The sequence below is a fragment of the Dyella jejuensis genome (genome assembly GCF_044904675.1).
Classification (GTDB): Bacteria; Pseudomonadota; Gammaproteobacteria; order Xanthomonadales; family Rhodanobacteraceae; genus Dyella_B; species Dyella_B jejuensis.
This window is the reverse complement of record NZ_JADIKJ010000013.1, coordinates 125,078-141,732: the sequence shown is the minus strand read 5'-3', so window position 1 is coordinate 141,732 and position 16,655 is coordinate 125,078. Positions and strand designations below refer to the sequence as shown.

General features: G+C 61.5%; 13 protein-coding genes and 1 rRNA gene. 6 read left to right on the top strand and 8 right to left on the bottom strand.

Annotated features, from left to right (window positions below; translation table 11 throughout):
- The 3 genes from rrf to ISP15_RS12770 all read left to right on the top strand — a co-directional run.
- Positions 1 to 89 (top strand): 5S ribosomal RNA (gene rrf, locus ISP15_RS12780); the annotation flags it as partial.
- Positions 90 to 238: 149 nt separating this feature from the next.
- On the top strand, positions 239 to 922 hold the full coding sequence (locus tag ISP15_RS12775; protein WP_404547902.1) for a rhomboid family intramembrane serine protease: 684 nt from the start codon (positions 239 to 241) through the stop codon (positions 920 to 922).
- A 9-nt stretch (positions 923 to 931) separates the two neighbouring features.
- On the top strand, positions 932 to 1,255 hold the full coding sequence (locus ISP15_RS12770) for a DUF1820 family protein (RefSeq protein ID WP_404547901.1): 324 nt from the start codon (positions 932 to 934) through the stop codon (positions 1,253 to 1,255).
- A 6-nt stretch (positions 1,256 to 1,261) separates the two neighbouring features.
- Here the strand turns inward: ISP15_RS12770 and ISP15_RS12765 are convergent, their stop codons facing one another.
- Entirely contained in the window at positions 1,262 to 1,990 is a 729-nt protein-coding gene (locus tag ISP15_RS12765) for a glutamine amidotransferase (protein ID WP_404547900.1), read from the bottom strand.
- A gap of 26 nt (positions 1,991 to 2,016) precedes the next feature.
- On the bottom strand, positions 2,017 to 3,837 hold the full coding sequence (locus tag ISP15_RS12760) for a GspE/PulE family protein (protein ID WP_404547899.1): 1,821 nt from the start codon (positions 3,835 to 3,837) through the stop codon (positions 2,017 to 2,019).
- Positions 3,838 to 3,931: 94 nt separating this feature from the next.
- On the opposite strand from ISP15_RS12760, the gene glyQ reads away from it, so the two are divergent.
- Both glyQ and glyS read left to right on the top strand, forming a co-directional pair.
- A complete protein-coding gene (gene glyQ / locus ISP15_RS12755) occupies positions 3,932 to 4,840 on the top strand; it encodes a glycine--tRNA ligase subunit alpha (RefSeq protein ID WP_404547897.1) in 909 nt (302 codons plus the stop codon).
- A complete protein-coding gene (gene glyS, locus ISP15_RS12750; protein WP_404547896.1) occupies positions 4,837 to 6,984 on the top strand; it encodes a glycine--tRNA ligase subunit beta in 2,148 nt (715 codons plus the stop codon). Before glyQ ends, glyS begins: the two co-directional genes overlap by 4 nt.
- Before the next feature lie 72 nt (positions 6,985 to 7,056).
- On the opposite strand, the gene ISP15_RS12745 is transcribed toward glyS, so the two are convergent.
- Both ISP15_RS12745 and ISP15_RS12740 read right to left on the bottom strand, forming a co-directional pair.
- Positions 7,057 to 7,632, bottom strand: coding sequence for a helix-turn-helix domain-containing protein (locus ISP15_RS12745; RefSeq protein WP_404547894.1), 576 nt, complete (start codon positions 7,630 to 7,632; stop codon positions 7,057 to 7,059).
- Between the two features lie 40 nt (positions 7,633 to 7,672).
- The gene (locus tag ISP15_RS12740) at positions 7,673 to 7,822 is read right to left on the bottom strand and encodes a hypothetical protein (RefSeq protein WP_404547893.1); all 150 of its coding nucleotides are present in this window, start codon (positions 7,820 to 7,822) and stop codon (positions 7,673 to 7,675) included.
- 370 nt (positions 7,823 to 8,192) lie between these two features.
- Between ISP15_RS12740 and ISP15_RS12735 the strand changes: the two genes are divergently transcribed.
- Complete coding sequence (locus ISP15_RS12735) at positions 8,193 to 9,053, top strand: YbaY family lipoprotein (RefSeq protein ID WP_404547891.1); 861 nt, start codon at positions 8,193 to 8,195, stop codon at positions 9,051 to 9,053.
- A gap of 78 nt (positions 9,054 to 9,131) precedes the next feature.
- Here the strand turns inward: ISP15_RS12735 and ISP15_RS12730 are convergent, their stop codons facing one another.
- The 4 genes from ISP15_RS12730 to mnmG form a co-directional block, all read right to left on the bottom strand.
- On the bottom strand, positions 9,132 to 11,177 hold the full coding sequence (locus tag ISP15_RS12730) for an autotransporter outer membrane beta-barrel domain-containing protein (RefSeq protein ID WP_404547890.1): 2,046 nt from the start codon (positions 11,175 to 11,177) through the stop codon (positions 9,132 to 9,134).
- Positions 11,178 to 11,263: 86 nt separating this feature from the next.
- Positions 11,264 to 13,585, bottom strand: coding sequence for a Tex family protein (locus ISP15_RS12725; protein ID WP_404547889.1), 2,322 nt, complete (start codon positions 13,583 to 13,585; stop codon positions 11,264 to 11,266).
- 177 nt (positions 13,586 to 13,762) lie between these two features.
- Positions 13,763 to 14,515 (bottom strand): RDD family protein, encoded by a 753-nt coding sequence (locus ISP15_RS12720; RefSeq protein WP_404547888.1) that lies wholly within the window; start codon positions 14,513 to 14,515, stop codon positions 13,763 to 13,765.
- Between the two features lie 73 nt (positions 14,516 to 14,588).
- Positions 14,589 to 16,466, bottom strand: a complete 1,878-nt coding sequence (mnmG, locus tag ISP15_RS12715) for a tRNA uridine-5-carboxymethylaminomethyl(34) synthesis enzyme MnmG (RefSeq protein ID WP_404547887.1) — start codon at positions 16,464 to 16,466, stop codon at positions 14,589 to 14,591.
- Positions 16,467 to 16,655: the final 189 nt, after the last annotated feature.

Sequence of the window (16,655 nt, the reverse complement as noted above, 5' to 3'; positions counted from 1 at the left end):
CCACCCGATCCCATCCCGAACTCGGAAGTGAAACGCAGCTGCGCCGATGGTAGTGTGCCCATGCATGCAAGAGTAGGTCACCGCCAGGGGCTTTATCCTCAAAACCCTCTCCTCCTGGAGAGGGTTTTTTTTGCTCCTTTCTTTCTGGGGTCTCCTCGTCAGGCATGGGCGGGAACAGGGTTTGTTTATCGCCTATGATCATCATCGGAACAGTCCAGCCAGGTTTTCAGGGGGAAACGTGTTCGTAAATGTCGAAACCCGACGTCAACCGCGCCTGTATTGGGCTGCGATGTTGCTGGTTTCCATTTGCGTGGCGACCTTTATCGTGCTGGCCCTGATGCAACCACCGCGCCGTGTGACCTTCCTATTGGAATGGGGCACGATTCCGGCCAATATTTTTGATGCCCACCAGCCACTGTCGCAGCAATTGCGCGATCCAGCCCTGTTGCGCCTTGTCACTGCGTTGTTCATCCATGTCGCTTGGCTGCATTTGTTGAGCAACCTGTTGTTCCTGATGATCTTTGGCATACCGGCGGAAAGAACACTGGGATCGGTCCGGTTCCTGGTGCTATTTCTACTGGGTGGCATGGTGGCCAATTTCGTTGGGGCAATGTCATTGGCTGGAGTGATCAGGCCGATCATTGGTTGCAGTGGCGCCGTTTCCGCAGTGCTGGGAGCTTATGTTTCGCTGTTTCCACGAGCGCGCCTTGGCCTGGTATTGCCGTTGGGGTTCTATCTCGAATTCGTGCGCGTGCCGGCATTCCTGTTGATCGGTATCTGGGCCTTGCTGCAATTGCTCTTTAGCTATGTAGGCCCAAGTTATGGCGGCTATGCCTGGTGGACCCATGTGGCCGGATTTTTATTCGGGGTCATGTTCGCTTTCTTGTCCCGTGGCGCGATCGTGCGCCGCATGCGGCGGTAAAATCTCGCCATGCGCAATAAAAAACTCTTTAAGGTCACCTTTCTGCATCTGGGCAAATGCTATGAGCTTTATGCCCATCATGTGGCTTCGAGTGGCTTGTGGGGATTTACTGAAGTAGGCGATCTGGTCTTTGAGCCTGCCGGTGAAGGCCTGGTTGTCGATCCAACGGAAGAGCGCCTACGCGAAGAATTCCAGGATACACGTGTGCTACACCTGCCCATGCAGGCAGTTGTAAGGATCGAAGAAGTGGAGCGCAAAGGTGCGCTTGCCATCCGCGATGCGGCGGACGGCCAAAAGGTAACGCCGTTTCCGATGCCGCCCCGCCATCGCTAGAGCTCTCTAGCGGGATCCGCGGTCAAGCCCGTGATGCCTTGAAAACATCTTCAGCAGGCGCCGGGCGATCGGTGTCGCCGCGACCTGCCTGAAGGCGAGTTGCGGGTCGAAACCTTCGCGATGCATGTCGTGATGCTTGCGCTTGATGTATGCCCGCATCACGTCCGCATTGAACTCGGGATGGAACTGCGTGCTGATGGCATTGCGACCATAACGGACCAGATGATGCGGATCACGCGACGAGCGAGCCAGTACACAGGCTCCCTTGGGGAGGTCCAGGACGCTTTGCTCATGCGTCGCATGGGCGCGAAATTGAGGTTGCAGCAGTGCGGCTAGCGGATCCTTTTCTGCGCCGGGCAGTAAATCGATCGGTATGGTACCGATCTCACGGCCGCCCGGCAGATAATCGACTTGGCCGCCCAGCGCATGAGCCATCAGCTGGTGGCCGTAACCCACGCCCAACAGTGGCAGGTCGATATCCATGGCATTGCGGATCCAGCCCGCGGTGCGCTCGCTCCATGGCGATCGATCGGTGACCATGGCGGCAGAACCCGTGATCAACGCGCCGGAAACGCTCTGCGGAGACGGCAACGTTTCGCCTGCCGCCACGTCGACGACGTGTATTCGCTGCGCAGCCAATTCTGCGCCAAGCCGGAACCAATGCGGAAAATCGCCATGACGTGCACGGATGTTGGCGGGAGCTTGACCAGTACGGATGATCAGGATGGGATTCATGCGTCAGAGGCAGACCGGGCAGGCGATCAGGGTGAATCTTCAATATGTTCGACCGGGGGCAGTGCGGTCAGCACTTCCTGCACGGTCGTCACGCCGCGCACAACCTGGTCCGCGGCGGAGATGCGCAACGGGCGCATACCTTCCCCCAGCGCCGCATGACCAAAGCGCAGCAGGTCGAGTTGTGCGCCGACCATGCCGCGCAGCCGTGGACTCAATGCCATCATTTCATAGATGCCGGTACGCCCAAGGAAACCGGTATTGCGGCACTCCAGACACCCGGCTGGCTTGAAGACGCGCTCGGGAATCGCGAGCGACCAGCCGTGCGTCAGCACCGCCCATTCGTGCGGATCCTGGTGCGTCTCGAGCTTGCAATGGGGACACAACGTGCGCACGAGTCGCTGCGCGACCACCCCGGTCAGCGTCGACTGAATGAGATAATGCGGCACGCCCAGATCGAGCAAGCGTGTCACCGCGCTGGGCGCGTCATTGGTGTGCAGGGTCGACAGCACCAGGTGTCCGGTCAGCGATGCCTGAACCGCCATCTGCGCCGTTTCCAGGTCGCGAATTTCGCCGATCATGATGATGTCCGGATCCTGTCGCAACAGCGTGCGGACACCGGCGGCGAAATCCAGGTCGATCGAGGCCTGTACCTGCATCTGGTTGAACTCGGGCGAGACCATTTCAATCGGGTCCTCGACCGTGCAAACGTTGATGTCGGGCGTAGCCAGATGCTTGAGCGTCGAATAAAGCGTGGTCGTCTTGCCCGAGCCAGTGGGGCCGGTCACCAGCACGATCCCGTGCGGACGCTCCACCATGCTTCGCCACAATATGTCTTCGGCCGCAGAAAACCCGAGTTGCGAGAAATCCTTGGCGACCACATCCGGATCGAAAATACGCATGACCAGCTTTTCGCCAAACGCGGTCGGCATGCTGGAAATGCGCAATTCCACTTCACGCCCGGAGGTGGCGCGTGTCTTGATGCGGCCATCCTGGGGACGGCGCTTTTCCGCCACATCCATGCGTGAAAGAATCTTGATGCGCGAGGTCACCGCCGTCATCACCGGTGGCGGCAGCTCGAACACCTTATGCATCACGCCGTCGATGCGGAAACGCATCAAGCCTGCTTCGCGGCGCGGTTCCAGGTGGATGTCCGAGGCGCGCTGCTCGAAAGCGTATTGCAGCAGCCAATCGACAATATGCACTACGTGTCGATCATCCGCTCCTACCTCGCCGGCTTTGCCCAATTCCAGCAACTGCTCGAAATTCAGGAGCGCCGAGGAATCGTAACCAGTCTGGTTCTTGGCGTCCCGGGCCAGCTGGATCGAGCGCTGGACGCCGTAGAATTCCTGCAAATAGCGGTTAATGTCGATCGGGCTGGAGACTACGCGGTGCACGTCCCGGCGCAGCATTTGCGCCAGGTCCTTGGCCCAGCTGTTATCAAACGGCTCGGCTGTCGCAAAGGTGACTTCCCCTGGCGTCACCGCGACCGGCAGGATCCGGTGGCGTTGGGCATAGGCATGGCTGACCACCTGGGTGACGGTCGCCACGTTGATTTTCATGGGATCGATTTTCAGGTACGGAAGGTCTGCCTGGCCGGCCAGCCATTCGGTCAACCCTTCAAGGCTTAACGGTCGTGCGGGCTCACGCAGATTGGTGAGCTTGGCATTGGCGATCACTACCAGTGGATTCAATTCGATGGTGCTACGGCCGGCGCGATGGCCCATTCGCAGCTGCTTGGCAGCGTCAGCCGATAGATAACCATCCACAACCAGGGCGGCCAGCACGTCATCCAGGGCCAGTCGGCCACGGCGGCCGAGCATGGAGGCGATTTGTTGGGTTGCTGCCATCTGTGGATTCCCGAATGGCATCGGTTGCCTGGAAAACGGCGGAAAGATGCGCTGCGGCTATACTAACGCGCTTTACATAAGGTTACGGAAAGCGATGTCCGCACCTACTTTCCAGGATGTGATCCAGACCCTCAACCGCTACTGGGCGGCGCAGGGCTGTGTATTGTTGCAGCCGCTCGATACCGAGGTCGGGGCCGGCACGTTCCACCCCGCCACTTTCCTGCGTGCGCTTGGGCCCGAGCCTTGGGCGGCGGCATACGTGCAGCCCTCGAGGCGTCCCACCGACGGCCGCTATGGCGAGAATCCGAATCGCCTGCAGCATTACTACCAGTACCAGGTGGTCATGAAGCCCAATCCCGAGAATATCCTCGAGCTCTACATAGGCTCGTTGAAGGAGCTCGGCCTCGATCCGCAGGTGCACGACCTGCGCTTCGTGGAGGACAACTGGGAGTCGCCGACCTTGGGCGCCTGGGGCCTGGGCTGGGAGGTCTGGCTCAACGGCATGGAAGTTACGCAGTTTACCTACTTCCAGCAGGCCGGCGGCCTGGAATGCAGGCCGGTGACGGGCGAGATTACCTACGGCCTGGAGCGATTGGCGATGTATCTGCAGAACGTGGACAACGTCTACGACCTGGTCTGGACCGAAAGCCCGCACGGCAAGGTCACTTATGGCGATGTCTTCCATCAAAACGAAGTAGAGCAGAGTACCTATAACTTCGAGCATGCCAATGTCGCCGAACTGCTGCGCTGGTTCGACGTATGCGAAGGCGAAGCCACCAAACTGATCGCCGCCGCATTGCCGTTGCCAGCCTACGAGCAGGTGATGAAGGCCAGCCACACATTCAACCTGCTCGACGCACGCCGCGCCATCAGCGTCACCGAGCGTCAGCGCTACATCCTGCGCGTGCGCGCGCTATCGCGCAGCGTGGCTGAAACATACGTAGCACAACGCGAAAAGCTTGGCTTTCCCGGCCTAAAGAACAGGAAGGAGCAAGCCGCATGAGCGCCTTCAAGTCGTTGCTCATCGAACTGGGCACGGAAGAACTGCCGCCCAAGGCGCTGGACGAACTGGGCGCATCGTTCCTGCGCGGCATCCGCGAGGGTCTCGGCAAACGCGGCATCGCCGCTGCGCTTGAGCAGGCAAAACTATACGTTACGCCCCGTCGTCTGGCCGTCCATATCCCGGACGTAGCTACCGCGCAACCGGAGCAAGCGTTGGAACGCCGAGGTCCGGCCGTAGGCGCGGCGATGGATGCGCAAGGCAATCCCGGCAAGGCGCTGATTGGCTTTGCCCAATCGTGCGGTGTCGGCGTCGACCAGCTGGAAAAGCTGGAAACCGACAAGGGCGCCTGGTTTGTCTTCCGCACGATCAAGGCCGGCCAGCCGGTCGCCGCGCTGCTGCCGGAAATCGTTGACGAGGCGCTCAAAGGCTTGCCAATACCCAAGCCCATGCGCTGGGCCGACCACGACTACACCTTCGTGCGTCCTGTTCATTGGCTGGTGATCCTGCATGGCTCCGAGATCGTGGACGGTGAAGTCCTCGGCTTGAAAAGCGGACGCCAGTCGCGCGGCCATCGCTTCATGCATCCGCAACCCGTGCACGTGGCTGACGCCGACAGCTGGCTGGATGCGATGCGCGCGGCCAAGGTGCTCGCCGATCCGATCGAGCGCCGGCAACGCATTCGCGATGAGGTCGCGCGCGTGGCCCGGCAGACAGGCGGTACGCCCCGGCTCGACGGCGCGCTGCTGGATGAAATCGCCAACCTCACCGAATGGCCGGTAGCGATCGCCTGCGCCTTCGAGCGCGAGTTTCTCAACGTGCCGCCCGAAGCATTGGTCACCACCATGGAGGCCAACCAGAAGTTCGTGCCGGTGTTCGATGCGCAGGGTGTGCTGACAGAGCATTTCATCGGCATCGCCAATATTGACAGCAAGCAGCCGAGCGAGATCCGCAAGGGTTATGAGCGCGTGATCCGCCCGCGTTTCGCCGATGCAAAATTCTTCTGGGACGAAGACCTCAAGGCGCCGCTTGCCAGTTATCAGGAGGCGCTCAAGCACGTCACCTATCAGCAGGCGCTTGGCAGCCTGTGGGATAAAAGCATCCGCGTGGCCGAGCTGGCCCGCATTATTGCCAATCGCGTGGGCGTGGATGCTGCGCTGGCGACACGCGCAGCCAGCCTGGCCAAGTGCGACCTGCTTACTCGCATGGTCGGCGAGTTCCCGGAATTGCAGGGCGTGATGGGCCGCTATTACGCGCGCCACGACAAGGAACCGGCTGATGTCGCCGAGGCATTGGACAGCTTCTACCAGCCGCGTTTTGCGGGTGACTCGATTGCCGCGGGCAAGCTAGGGCAAGTACTTGCCGTGGCCGAACGCATCGATACGCTTGCCGGCATTTTTGCCGTGGGCCTCAAGCCCAGCGGCAACAAGGATCCGTTCGCGTTGCGGCGCGCCGCCTTGGGTCTGGCCCGCACCATGATCGAAGGCGAACTCGATCTCGATCATGAAGGTGTGCTCGCAGAAGCCTTGGAACTGTTACCCGATGCCGCGTTGAGCGCTGGCATCAAGCCAGGAAAGGATGGCAAAACGCCGATCTTCGATGCTGGGCAGCGGCGTGCCGCACTGGTAACCGAGCTCAGCGATTTCATGCTCGACCGCTTGCGCGGCTACTACGCCGAGCAAGGTTTTACCGTCGAGCAATATGAAGCCGTGCTGGCGGTTGCACCGACCAGCCTGGTGGATTTCGATCGTCGCCTGCGTGCCGTGGTCGAATTCGGCCGTCATCCCGAGGCGGCCAGTCTTGCCGGCGCCAATAAGCGTGTTGCCAATATCCTGCGCAAACAGCAGGAAGAACATGGCGCACAAAGCATCGGCAGTCATGTCGATCCTGCGCATTTCGAAGCGGACGCCGAACGTGCGCTGGCGCAGGCGCTGGAAGCCGCCCAGGCCGACAATGCCGCCGCTTTGCAGCGCCGTGATTACGCTGGCGTACTGGCGCGGCTTGCCCAGCTGCGCGCGCCGGTCGATGCGTTTTTCGACAGCGTGTTGGTCAACGCCGAGAATCCGGCGGTGCGTGCCAATCGGCTTGCCTTACTCGGGCACCTCAAGGCGCAATTCACGGCGATCGCGGATATCGCGCGCTTGTAAACGCAGTTCGAGCATAAAAAAAGGCAGCCAAGGCTGCCGTGTTTTATTCGCTGCGCCAACCTTGCGGACAACTCAGGAAGTCAGACGGCCAGCAGGCCGGCCCTTCAGCCGTTCGGCAAGCCGGTGATTGAACGTCACCATCGCTGTCGCGTCGACATCGTTGCCGCCAGGGCCAAGGATGTCATAGAGCTCGGCCAACATGTCGGCGTTCTCCGCCAGCGTCAGGCGACTATCGGCCAAATCCAATTCAGATTGCAGGATCCGCAGCGCAGTGTTCAGCCTTTGCGCATCCATGCCATTGGCTTCGAGCGTATCGGCGGCGGTGCGCAGCTTGATACGCTGGCGTTGCGACAACGTATCGGCGCTGTTGCCGCTCGTGTCATCGGATGTCAATGCGCTGGGATCGATTTGCATGGCGCCTTCGCCGGCCACCAGCCAAACCAGTGAGATACCGAGTGTGCGTGCCAGGGTCACGCAGCGCGCACGCGAGGGGTCCGTGTTGCCGTCTCTCCAGCTACGCACGACTCCTTCCGAAAAGCCGCACATGCGTGCGATTTCGGTAACGCTGCCGACTCGCTGGATAAGCAATTTAATGCGGTCGGCAAAAGTGGAATGGGATTCGGGAGCCGTATTTATTTGCAGATTCATCGACATTTCCGCAGGTGTTTCTGGTGCTGCGCTAGTGAATTCATCCCAAGCCCTTTTCGCCCGCCAGAGCCGCCATTAAAAAAATGGCGGCGTGGCAATTTCTTGATGTATCGTAACAAATTGCGAATGGCGATGCGTTTTTTAGGGATTGTCCGGCGCATAAACGCTTCAGTTTGACCAGGGTTGACACGTGGAATCCTGGCAGGGCAAGAAAATGCGCTGGCTCTCAAGCCGACTGGTTGGCGCCAGCGCCAATTTAGGTACGACGATTTCCCCTGCGGTAAGCAAAGGCCGCGCGTAATTGGGCCGATTACCGGATGCCTGGGCACGTGATCGAGCCCTCCATTTGGCGGCAGGCATGTATGACGCCGCACCTGGAATTCGCGTAATGCCGTGTTCCCTTACCACAGCTCCATACGCGAGCGCATGGAGCTGCGATCCCATTGACTTTTCCATGCAGGGAGTTTGGGCTATTCTTCGGGGCTCCCCCGCGAATGTTTGCGGCGCATTGCGTCCCGTAAAATCCGCGTTCGAATCGATCCAACCCGAGGTTTCATCTCATGCGCAGCGTTGTTTGGTCGCTGATGGCAGTGGCAGCGGTTGCTCTAGCCGGCTGCAACAATTCTTCCAACCCGTCGTCGCCGGCTGGCACGGATGGTTCGGCCGCCGCGCCGACCGGTCCTGCGCACAGTATTACTGGCACCGTCACCCTTCGCGGCGGCATCACGCCATCCGCGCAGGACAAACTCGAAATCAAACTGCTGGATGTGACGGCGCAAGGATCGGCTCCGCTCGCGACCAAGACCATCGCACCGGCCACCACCTTCCCGCTGCCGTTCGAGCTGGATTTCAACCCGGCCGACGTGGCTGGCAATGATCTGTACATCGTGCAAGCCGAGCTGACCGATGGCGACCGCCACTACACCATGCCGTTGCAGGCGCCGGTGTTGACCAAGGGCAGCCCCACTACCAATGTGGCGGTGGAACTCGCTCCAGAGCAGACCCCGGGTGAAAAGCTGCTGGCCGCTTTCCAGGGTGTGCAGAAGCAGATCGGTGGCATGAAGCGTTCCACGGGTACCAAGCTGGAGCCCAACGCATCGCGCGCGTGGCAGGTATTCCGTGACGGCGGGCAGGTGAAATTCATTCGTGAGCTGGTCGATTACGGCGACAAGGGTTTCACCAGCACTGACTATGCCTATAAAGATGGCAAGCCGTGGGTGGTGCAGCAGCAGAAAAAGTCCAGCCAGACGGCCAGGCCTTCGTCGGTGGATACCGCCGGTTGGGGCGACGATGGCTCGCTGGTGCTGAAAACGCATGAAGCCGGCGGCAATACCGATACGCTGAGCGACAGCGACGCCGCCAACCTGCAGCAGCAGGCCAAGGACACGCTCAACCTGGCCACGGGCGGCAAAGGCAAATAAGCCTGTCGCACAACAAAGTACGACGCATAAAAAAGCCGTCCGCAATGGACGGCTTTTTTGCTCCAGGTGGAAGCCGGCTTAGAAGCCGAACTTCAAACCCAGGTTCACACCGTTGTAGCGCTGGCTGTCATCCGCGAAGTGACCGTTGTAGGCGATCCAGCCGGAGATGTTGGACGTGAACTGCGCCAGCACTCCTACATTGGCCGAACCCCAATTCTTGTCGGGCGTAAAGCCGGCCATTTCGAAACTACCGTTCATGCTGTTCAAGCCTGCGGTCACCATGTCGGTGCTGGCGCGGCTGTCATGATTCCAGCCCAGTTCGACATACGGCGCCAGGTCCATGCCGTGCGTCTGCCAATGGCCCTGCAAGCTCCAGCCCAGGGTACTGATCAGCGCATTGCGTTCCTGCCGGCCAAACCACATGGCCGTGGCATCGTTGCCACCTTCGCTGTAGCCGTTGATCTTGATGTTCTGGTATTCGATGTTGGCGAACGGACCCGTCTTGAAGCCCGATACATCGAACCAGTATCCGCCATGCAGGCCCATGCCGACATAGGAACCGTCGGTCTTGCCGTTTTCGTTGGTGCGGTAGCCGCCGATATCGAACACACGATTGATATTGGTGTAGCTGGCTTGGCCGAAATCGCCATAAGCGCCTGCATACGCACCGCCCGAATGCCACGTCAGATAACCCAGGCCAGTGAGTGCCTGCAGATCGTAACCGCCACCGCCACTGACATCGGCGTAATGTTCGCCGATACCCAGCGCCACGCCTGCCGAAATGTTGTCGCTGGCGCGCACATCGGCGCCCACGGTCAAGTCAACATTGTTGCTGGTGGTCTTGGGAGCGCCCGCGCTCTGGTCGAATTGCTGGTTCGAGTAGCTGATGCTGGCGAACGCGCGTGTGGGACTGCCGAACTGATCGGCCATCATCTGGTTGCGCACCACGGAAGTCTGCGTGGTGATCGCGGCGAGCGGCGCCTCCTGCAGCAACGAGATCTGCTGCGGCGCCGCCAGTTCCGACAGCACCGCCTGGGCCAGCATGCGGTCTGCCGCGGTGGTCGGATGCACGCCGTCCGCAAACAGATAGCTTTCGTTGGTGCCCGGAGCGTAGGTGTAAGGCAGGCCGGAACCTTGCGGGCCGCATGCCACCGAGCTGGAGCCAACGCCGCAGGCCGGCGTGGTCACGTTGGTAAAACCATAGGCGCCCGGATTGGCGATGACCTGGTTGAGCAGCGCGAACGTATTGACGGGGATGATGCCTTTGCCCAGCTGTCCCACGCCTGCATTGAGCTGGCCGTTGAAGACCACGCTCAGGGTGGTCAGCGCAGAGGCTGCGGTCGCGCCTTCCTCGGTGGCCTCGGGGGTCAGGCCGATATTGGGCAAATTGAATACCAGGATATTCCTGGCGCCCGCGCCTTGCAGCTGGCCGATCAGTTTCACTTCCTGCTGCGCGGCGGCGACGACGCTGGCTTGCGCCTGGGCTTGTGTCTGCAGGCTGGCCACACCAGCCTGCGCGGCCACGGCGGCCTCGACCTGCTGCGTCACGGTTGGCGTGATCTGCGCGGTAAACGCGGCGATGGCGGCGGGGTTATTGGGGGGAATCAGGCCGCCGGCGATGGCCTGCGTAACCTCACTCTGGATGGTCTGCTGGACCAGTGCCGGCACGGCGGCGGCGGCAATTGCGGCCGTCGCCGCATAGAAAATGTCGTTAGCGCCGCCCCAGACCGAATACAGGGCACGGCTGTTCACCGTGCCGCTGGCCAGGTAGCCGTCGATCTGCGTCGTGAGCGTCGGCACCAGCGCCGGGGTGCCGGGCGAATTGTTCAATACACCCGCGCCGCCCCAGGCGTAATCGGAACCTCCGACAAGCGATGCCGTCAGCGGATGGCCCAGCGCACTGGCGACATTCTGTACCACCACCGCGCCGGGATTGGTGGTGAATTCCAGCGGCGGCTGGACGCTGGGATTCGTCGCGAGCGAGATATTGCCCGCATCGCTCAGGCTGTCGCCAAAAGCGATAAAGCCGTTAAACGTCGGGTTTGGATTGCTCGTGGCCTGGGCGGCACCAACGAGACCGAGGGCCAGCGCCACGGCGCCAGCGATCTTGCGAGGGTGGAACATGCGGGTGCTCCTGCTTTGTTATAAGGGCGTTACGTTAATGCATGCCATACGGTAGCGCATGCTGCGGCGCAAACAACCCGGACGCCTTACCGTTTAAGGGCCCGCGTGAAAGCATCCGCAAAGGCGCTATTGGTCGGGGCGGCCGCCGGCTTCGATGGCGGTACGCCTCGCTTGGGTTCACGGTTCTCACGCGGTCCGCCTCGAGCTTCGCCGCTGCCGGAGCGAGACCGGACCTGCCCGGGTTCGTCATCCAGCCGCATGCTCAGCCCGATGCGCTGGCGCGGAATATCCACTTCCATCACCTTGACCTTCACGATATCCCCGGCTTTCACCGCATCGCGCGGATCTTTTACGAAGGTGTGCGAGAGCGCGGACACATGGACCAGGCCATCCTGGTGCACACCGATATCGACAAAGGCACCGAATGCGGCCACGTTGGTGACGCGGCCCTCCAGGATCATGCCCGGTTGCAGGTCTTTCAGATCCTCCACGCCTTCGGCAAAGCTCGGCGCCACGAATTCGGGGCGTGGGTCGCGGCCGGGCTTTTCCAGCTCTTTGAGGATATCGCGCACCGTGGGTACGCCAAAGCGTTCGTCGGTGTACTGCTCCGGTTTGAGTCCGCGCAGAAAAGTGATGTCGCCGATCACCGCTTTCACCTCGCGTCCGCACTGCGCGATGATGCGCTCGACCACGGGATAGGTTTCCGGATGCACCGAACTCGCATCCAGCGGATTGTCCCCGTTACTGATGCGCAGGAAGCCCGCGCATTGCTCGAACGCCTTGTCGCCCAGGCGAGGCACTTTCAACAGCGCCTTGCGATTGGGAAACGGTCCGTGGGCATCGCGGTGCTTCACCACGTTCTCCGCCACGCTGGGCGTGAGGCCGGCGACCCGCGAAAGCAAGGCGGCGGAGGCGGTATTCACATCGACGCCGACCGCGTTCACGCAATCCTCCACCTTGGCGTCCAGCGCGCGTGCCAGTTTTACCTGGTTCACATCATGCTGGTATTGGCCTACGCCGATCGCCTTCGGCTCGATTTTCACCAGTTCCGCCAACGGATCCTGCAGGCGTCGGGCAATAGATACCGCACCGCGCAAGCTGACATCCAGATCAGGAAATTCCTTGGCCGCCGTTTCGGAAGCGGAATACACCGACGCGCCAGCCTCACTCACCACGATCTTGGAAAGCTTCAGGTCGGCGTGCTTCTTGATCAGTTCGCCTGCCAGCTTGTCGGTTTCGCGCGAGGCCGTGCCGTTGCCGATCGCGATCAAGTTGACGCCATGCTGCTTGCTCAATACGGCTAGGCGCGCAAGCGACTGATCCCACTGCTTGCGCGGTTCGTGCGGATAGATGGTATCGGTAGCGAGCAACTTGCCGGTCGGATCGACTACCGCCACTTTCACGCCGGTGCGGATACCGGGATCCAGCCCCATTACCGTCTTGGCGCCGGCCGGTGCGGCCAGCATGAGATCCTTGAGATTGTCGCCGAACACGCGGATCGCTTCGTCTTCCGCGCCTTCGCGCACGCGGCCGAACAGATCCAGCGTGAGATGCAAATGCAGCTTGACCCGCCAGGTGAGGCGCACGGTTTCGCGCAGCCACGCATCGGCCGCGCGACCGCGGTCGATAATGCCGGCATGCGCGGCCACGCGACCTTCGCCTTCCTGATGGCCTTGTTCGGTATCCGTGCCAGGAGCGAGCTCAAGCTCGATCACCCCTTCGTTGCGGGCGCGCATCAGCGCAAGCAGGCGATGCGAGGGAATCTTGCCGATCGCTTCCATGTGATCGAAATAGTCGCGGAATTTCGCGCCCTCGTTCTCCTTGCCCTCGACCACCTTGGCGCGAATCTGGCCTTTCTCCCACAGCCAATCGCGCAGTTCGCCGAGCAATTGCGCGTCCTCGGCAATGCTTTCCATCAGTATCGCGCGGGCGCCATCGAGCGCTGCGCGCACGTCCGGTACGCCTTTTTCGGCATCGACGAACCGCTCGGCGGACGCTTCGGGTGATTGCGCAGGATCCTCCCGCAATCCGGTAGCGAGCGGCTCCAAGCCTGCTTCGCGCGCGATCTGCGCCTTGGTGCGGCGCTTGGGCTTGTAGGGCAGGTATAGATCTTCCAGTCGTGCCTTGGTATCGGCGGCGAGGATGTCGCTTTTCAAGGCATCGCTGAGCTTGCCCTGTTCCTCGATGCTCGAGAGGATCGCCGCGCGCCGTTCTTCCAGTTCGCGCAGGTAGCGCAGGCGCTCTTCCAGCAGGCGCAACTGCGTATCGTCGAGGCCACCGGTGGTTTCTTTGCGATAGCGTGCGATGAAGGGCACGGTGGCGCCGCCATCGAGCAGTTCCACGGCTGCGCGTACCTGCTCCGATTTGGCGGCGATGTCCTGGGCAATGCGTTGTTCAATGCTGAGCATGAGGCTGAAAGAATTCCCTGGTGTTCCACGTTGCGATGGCGAGCTGCGAAATTGGGCAGCTTGAATTTTTCATGATAGCAAGCAAGTGGAATTCATGAGTTGCGCGTGCGCGCCCCCGCGCAGCACGCAAGAAATGGCGCGAACCTGCCGGTTGGCGCCATGCGCAAAATGATGGGTTCAGGCGGTGAAACGGCTGTGGTCGCTGCCTGACGGTGGCCGTTGCGGCGGTTGTTCCTGCGCGGTGCCATGCAGCACGAAGGTGCTGGCCCATAGATCATGCAAGCCTTGTTTACGCTGGGTCCATGCCACGGCGAGATAGCAGATGATCGGAATCAAGCCGAAAATCAGCGCCGACAGCCTGACGAGGTTGCGTGCAGCCGAGCGGCCAAGCGTGATCCGTTGTCCGTTGACGTCGGTGACGCGCAGGCGCAGCGCCAGCTTGCCGGGTGTTGCTTGCCACTTGGATGCTTCGAAGAACGTGTAATAGAAAAAGGTGATGACCAGCGAAACCAACGAGGAGGTCTCCGTTGCAGCGGCATAGTCACGGAAAGCGGCGCTCATGTCGGCGCCGCCTTGCAGTTGCTCGCGCAGGTGATCATAGGCCTGCATGCCTCCAAGCAGATACATCACGATCATGGATGGAATCATCAGGATGATCAGATCGATGAACCATGCGCTGAAGCGCTGCCAGAAGCCGGCATAGCCGAAGGAAACCGAAGCGGCCTGCTGCTGCAACGGCGGCGGCGCATACGGATTGGCTGGTGCCGGCTTGTCCTGGGGAAACAGCACCGACAGCGGCTGCCAGTCCGCCAGGCCTTCATACCAGCCCAGATCGTCGCGGCTTAACTGGCCGCTACGCAGCCATTCGCGCACTTGCTCTTCCTGATAGGGGCCGTGGCGTTCGCCCTGTCGACCGATCCAGACTTCCATGGGGCATTCCTCGATAAAGCAGCGCGCATGATGCCACGCGCTCGCACTGGAGTGGGCCCGGGAGGGCCATGGGTCAAGCTGCGTTGCGCCGCTTCAGGTGCACCAGCAGCAGTGAGACGGCCGCGGGCGTAACGCCGCTGATGCGGGCTGCCTGGCCGATGGTTGCCGGCAGGCTGCGCTTGAGTTTCAGCAGCACTTCGGCGGAAAGTCCACGGACCTTGTCGTAATCGAAGCCGGCCGGAATGGCCATATTTTCGTGGCGACGCTGGCGCTCGATTTCCTCGCGCTGGCGCTCGAGATAACCGGCGTACTTGGTTTGCACTTCAACCTGCGCGGCGACATCCTCCCGCTCGACCGCCGGTCCCAATTCGGGCACTTCGGCCAGCTTGGCGTAATCGAGTTCAGGCCGTCGCAGCAAATCCAGTGCGCTGGTTTCGCGGCTCACCGTCACGCCAAGCTGGCGCGCAATGGCCGCGCCCAGCGCATTATTGGGCGCGGCCCACAGCAAGCCCAGGCGCTGCACTTCCCGTTCCACTGCCTCGCGCTTGGCGCGCAACGCATCGACACGTGCCTGGGTGACTACGCCCAGCGCATGGCCGGTTTCGGTCAAGCGCAGATCGGCATTGTCCTCGCGCAGGTGCAGCCGGTACTCGGCGCGCGAGGTGAACATGCGGTAGGGCTCGATGGTGCCATTGCTGGTGAGATCGTCGATCAGCACGCCGATGTAGGCTTCGTCGCGGCGCGGATACCACGGGGCCTTGCCCTGCACGGCCAGCGCGGCGTTCAGGCCGGCGACCAGGCCTTGCGCCGCCGCTTCCTCATAGCCGGTAGTGCCGTTGATCTGGCCGGCGAAATACAAACCCGGAACAGTCTTGGTTTCCAGCCACGGGTGCAGTCCGCGCGGATCGAAATAGTCGTATTCGATGGCGTAACCGGGGCGGGTGATATGGGCGTGCTCGAAGCCCTTGATCGAATGCACCAGCTCCAGCTGCACATCGAACGGCAGCGAAGTGGAAATGCCGTTCGGATAGATCTCGAAACTGTCCAGTCCTTCCGGTTCGATGAAGATCTGGTGCGATCCCTTGTCGGCGAATCGCACCACCTTGTCCTCGATCGAGGGGCAGTAGCGCGGACCGATACCTTCGATCTGGCCGGTATACAGCGGCGAGCGGTCCAGCGCCCCGCGGATGATCGCGTGCGTGCGCTCGCTGGTATGGGTGATCCAGCAACTGACCTGGCGCGGGTGGTCGCGCCGTGAACCCAAGTAAGAGAAGACAGGCGCCGGATCGTCGCCCGCCTGTTCTTCCAGCTGGCTGAAATCGATGCTGCGCTGGTCGATGCGCGGCGGCGTGCCGGTTTTCAGGCGATCGGCTGCCACCGGCAATTCGCGCAGGCGTTGCGCCAGCGTGGAGGCCGGCGGGTCGCCGGCACGGCCGCCCGCGTACTGGGCGGGGCCGATGTGGATCTTGCCGGCCAGGAACGTGCCGGCGGTGAGCACAATGGACCTGGCGCGGAAAGAAACGCCCATCTGCGTCACCACGCCGATCGCGCGTCCGTGCTCGATCAACAGGTCGTCCACCGCTTGCTGGAACAAGTCCAGCCGGGGCTGGCTTTCCACCATCCGCCGGATGGCGGTCCTGTACAGCGCGCGGTCGGCCTGGCAACGGGTGGCGCGCACCGCAGGCCCCTTGGATGCGTTCAGCGTGCGCCATTGGATGCCGGCACGGTCGGCGGCCTGTGCCATGGCGCCGCCCAAGGCGTCGATTTCCTTTACCAGGTGCCCTTTGCCGATACCGCCGATGGCCGGATTACAGCTCATCTGGCCGATCGTTTCGATGTTGTGGCTCAGCAGCAGCGTGCGCGCACCACAGCGCGCCGAAGCCAGCGCGGCCTCGGTGCCGGCGTGGCCGCCACCGATCACGATCACGTCATAGGAAGTCGGATGGAACATCGGATAGGTAAAATCGATCGGCGGACAAAGGCTTATGATAATGCGCGGCCATCGCGACGGCATTACCTGCTATGGCTGGCATGGTTTCTGCATGATATTCGCTGCACTTTCACGGGCAGAGGCCGCGCGATTCGCGCGCTGAGATAGGACGGCAGGGGTCCATTCGCGTACCGGGACAGGAAGCAAGAC

Coding starts and splice junctions, on each gene's coding strand:
- ISP15_RS12770 (WP_404547901.1), top strand. CDS start 932: ATGCGCAATAAAAAACTCTTTAAGGTCACCTTTCTGCATCTGGGCAAA.
- ISP15_RS12765 (WP_404547900.1), bottom strand. CDS start 1,990: ATGAATCCCATCCTGATCATCCGTACTGGTCAAGCTCCCGCCAACATC.
- ISP15_RS12760 (WP_404547899.1), bottom strand. CDS start 3,837: ATGGCAGCAACCCAACAAATCGCCTCCATGCTCGGCCGCCGTGGCCGA.
- glyQ (WP_404547897.1), top strand. CDS start 3,932: ATGTCCGCACCTACTTTCCAGGATGTGATCCAGACCCTCAACCGCTAC.
- glyS (WP_404547896.1), top strand. CDS start 4,837: ATGAGCGCCTTCAAGTCGTTGCTCATCGAACTGGGCACGGAAGAACTG.
- ISP15_RS12745 (WP_404547894.1), bottom strand. CDS start 7,632: ATGAATCTGCAAATAAATACGGCTCCCGAATCCCATTCCACTTTTGCC.
- ISP15_RS12735 (WP_404547891.1), top strand. CDS start 8,193: ATGCGCAGCGTTGTTTGGTCGCTGATGGCAGTGGCAGCGGTTGCTCTA.
- ISP15_RS12730 (WP_404547890.1), bottom strand. CDS start 11,177: ATGTTCCACCCTCGCAAGATCGCTGGCGCCGTGGCGCTGGCCCTCGGT.
- ISP15_RS12725 (WP_404547889.1), bottom strand. CDS start 13,585: ATGCTCAGCATTGAACAACGCATTGCCCAGGACATCGCCGCCAAATCG.
- ISP15_RS12720 (WP_404547888.1), bottom strand. CDS start 14,515: ATGGAAGTCTGGATCGGTCGACAGGGCGAACGCCACGGCCCCTATCAG.
- mnmG (WP_404547887.1), bottom strand. CDS start 16,466: ATGTTCCATCCGACTTCCTATGACGTGATCGTGATCGGTGGCGGCCAC.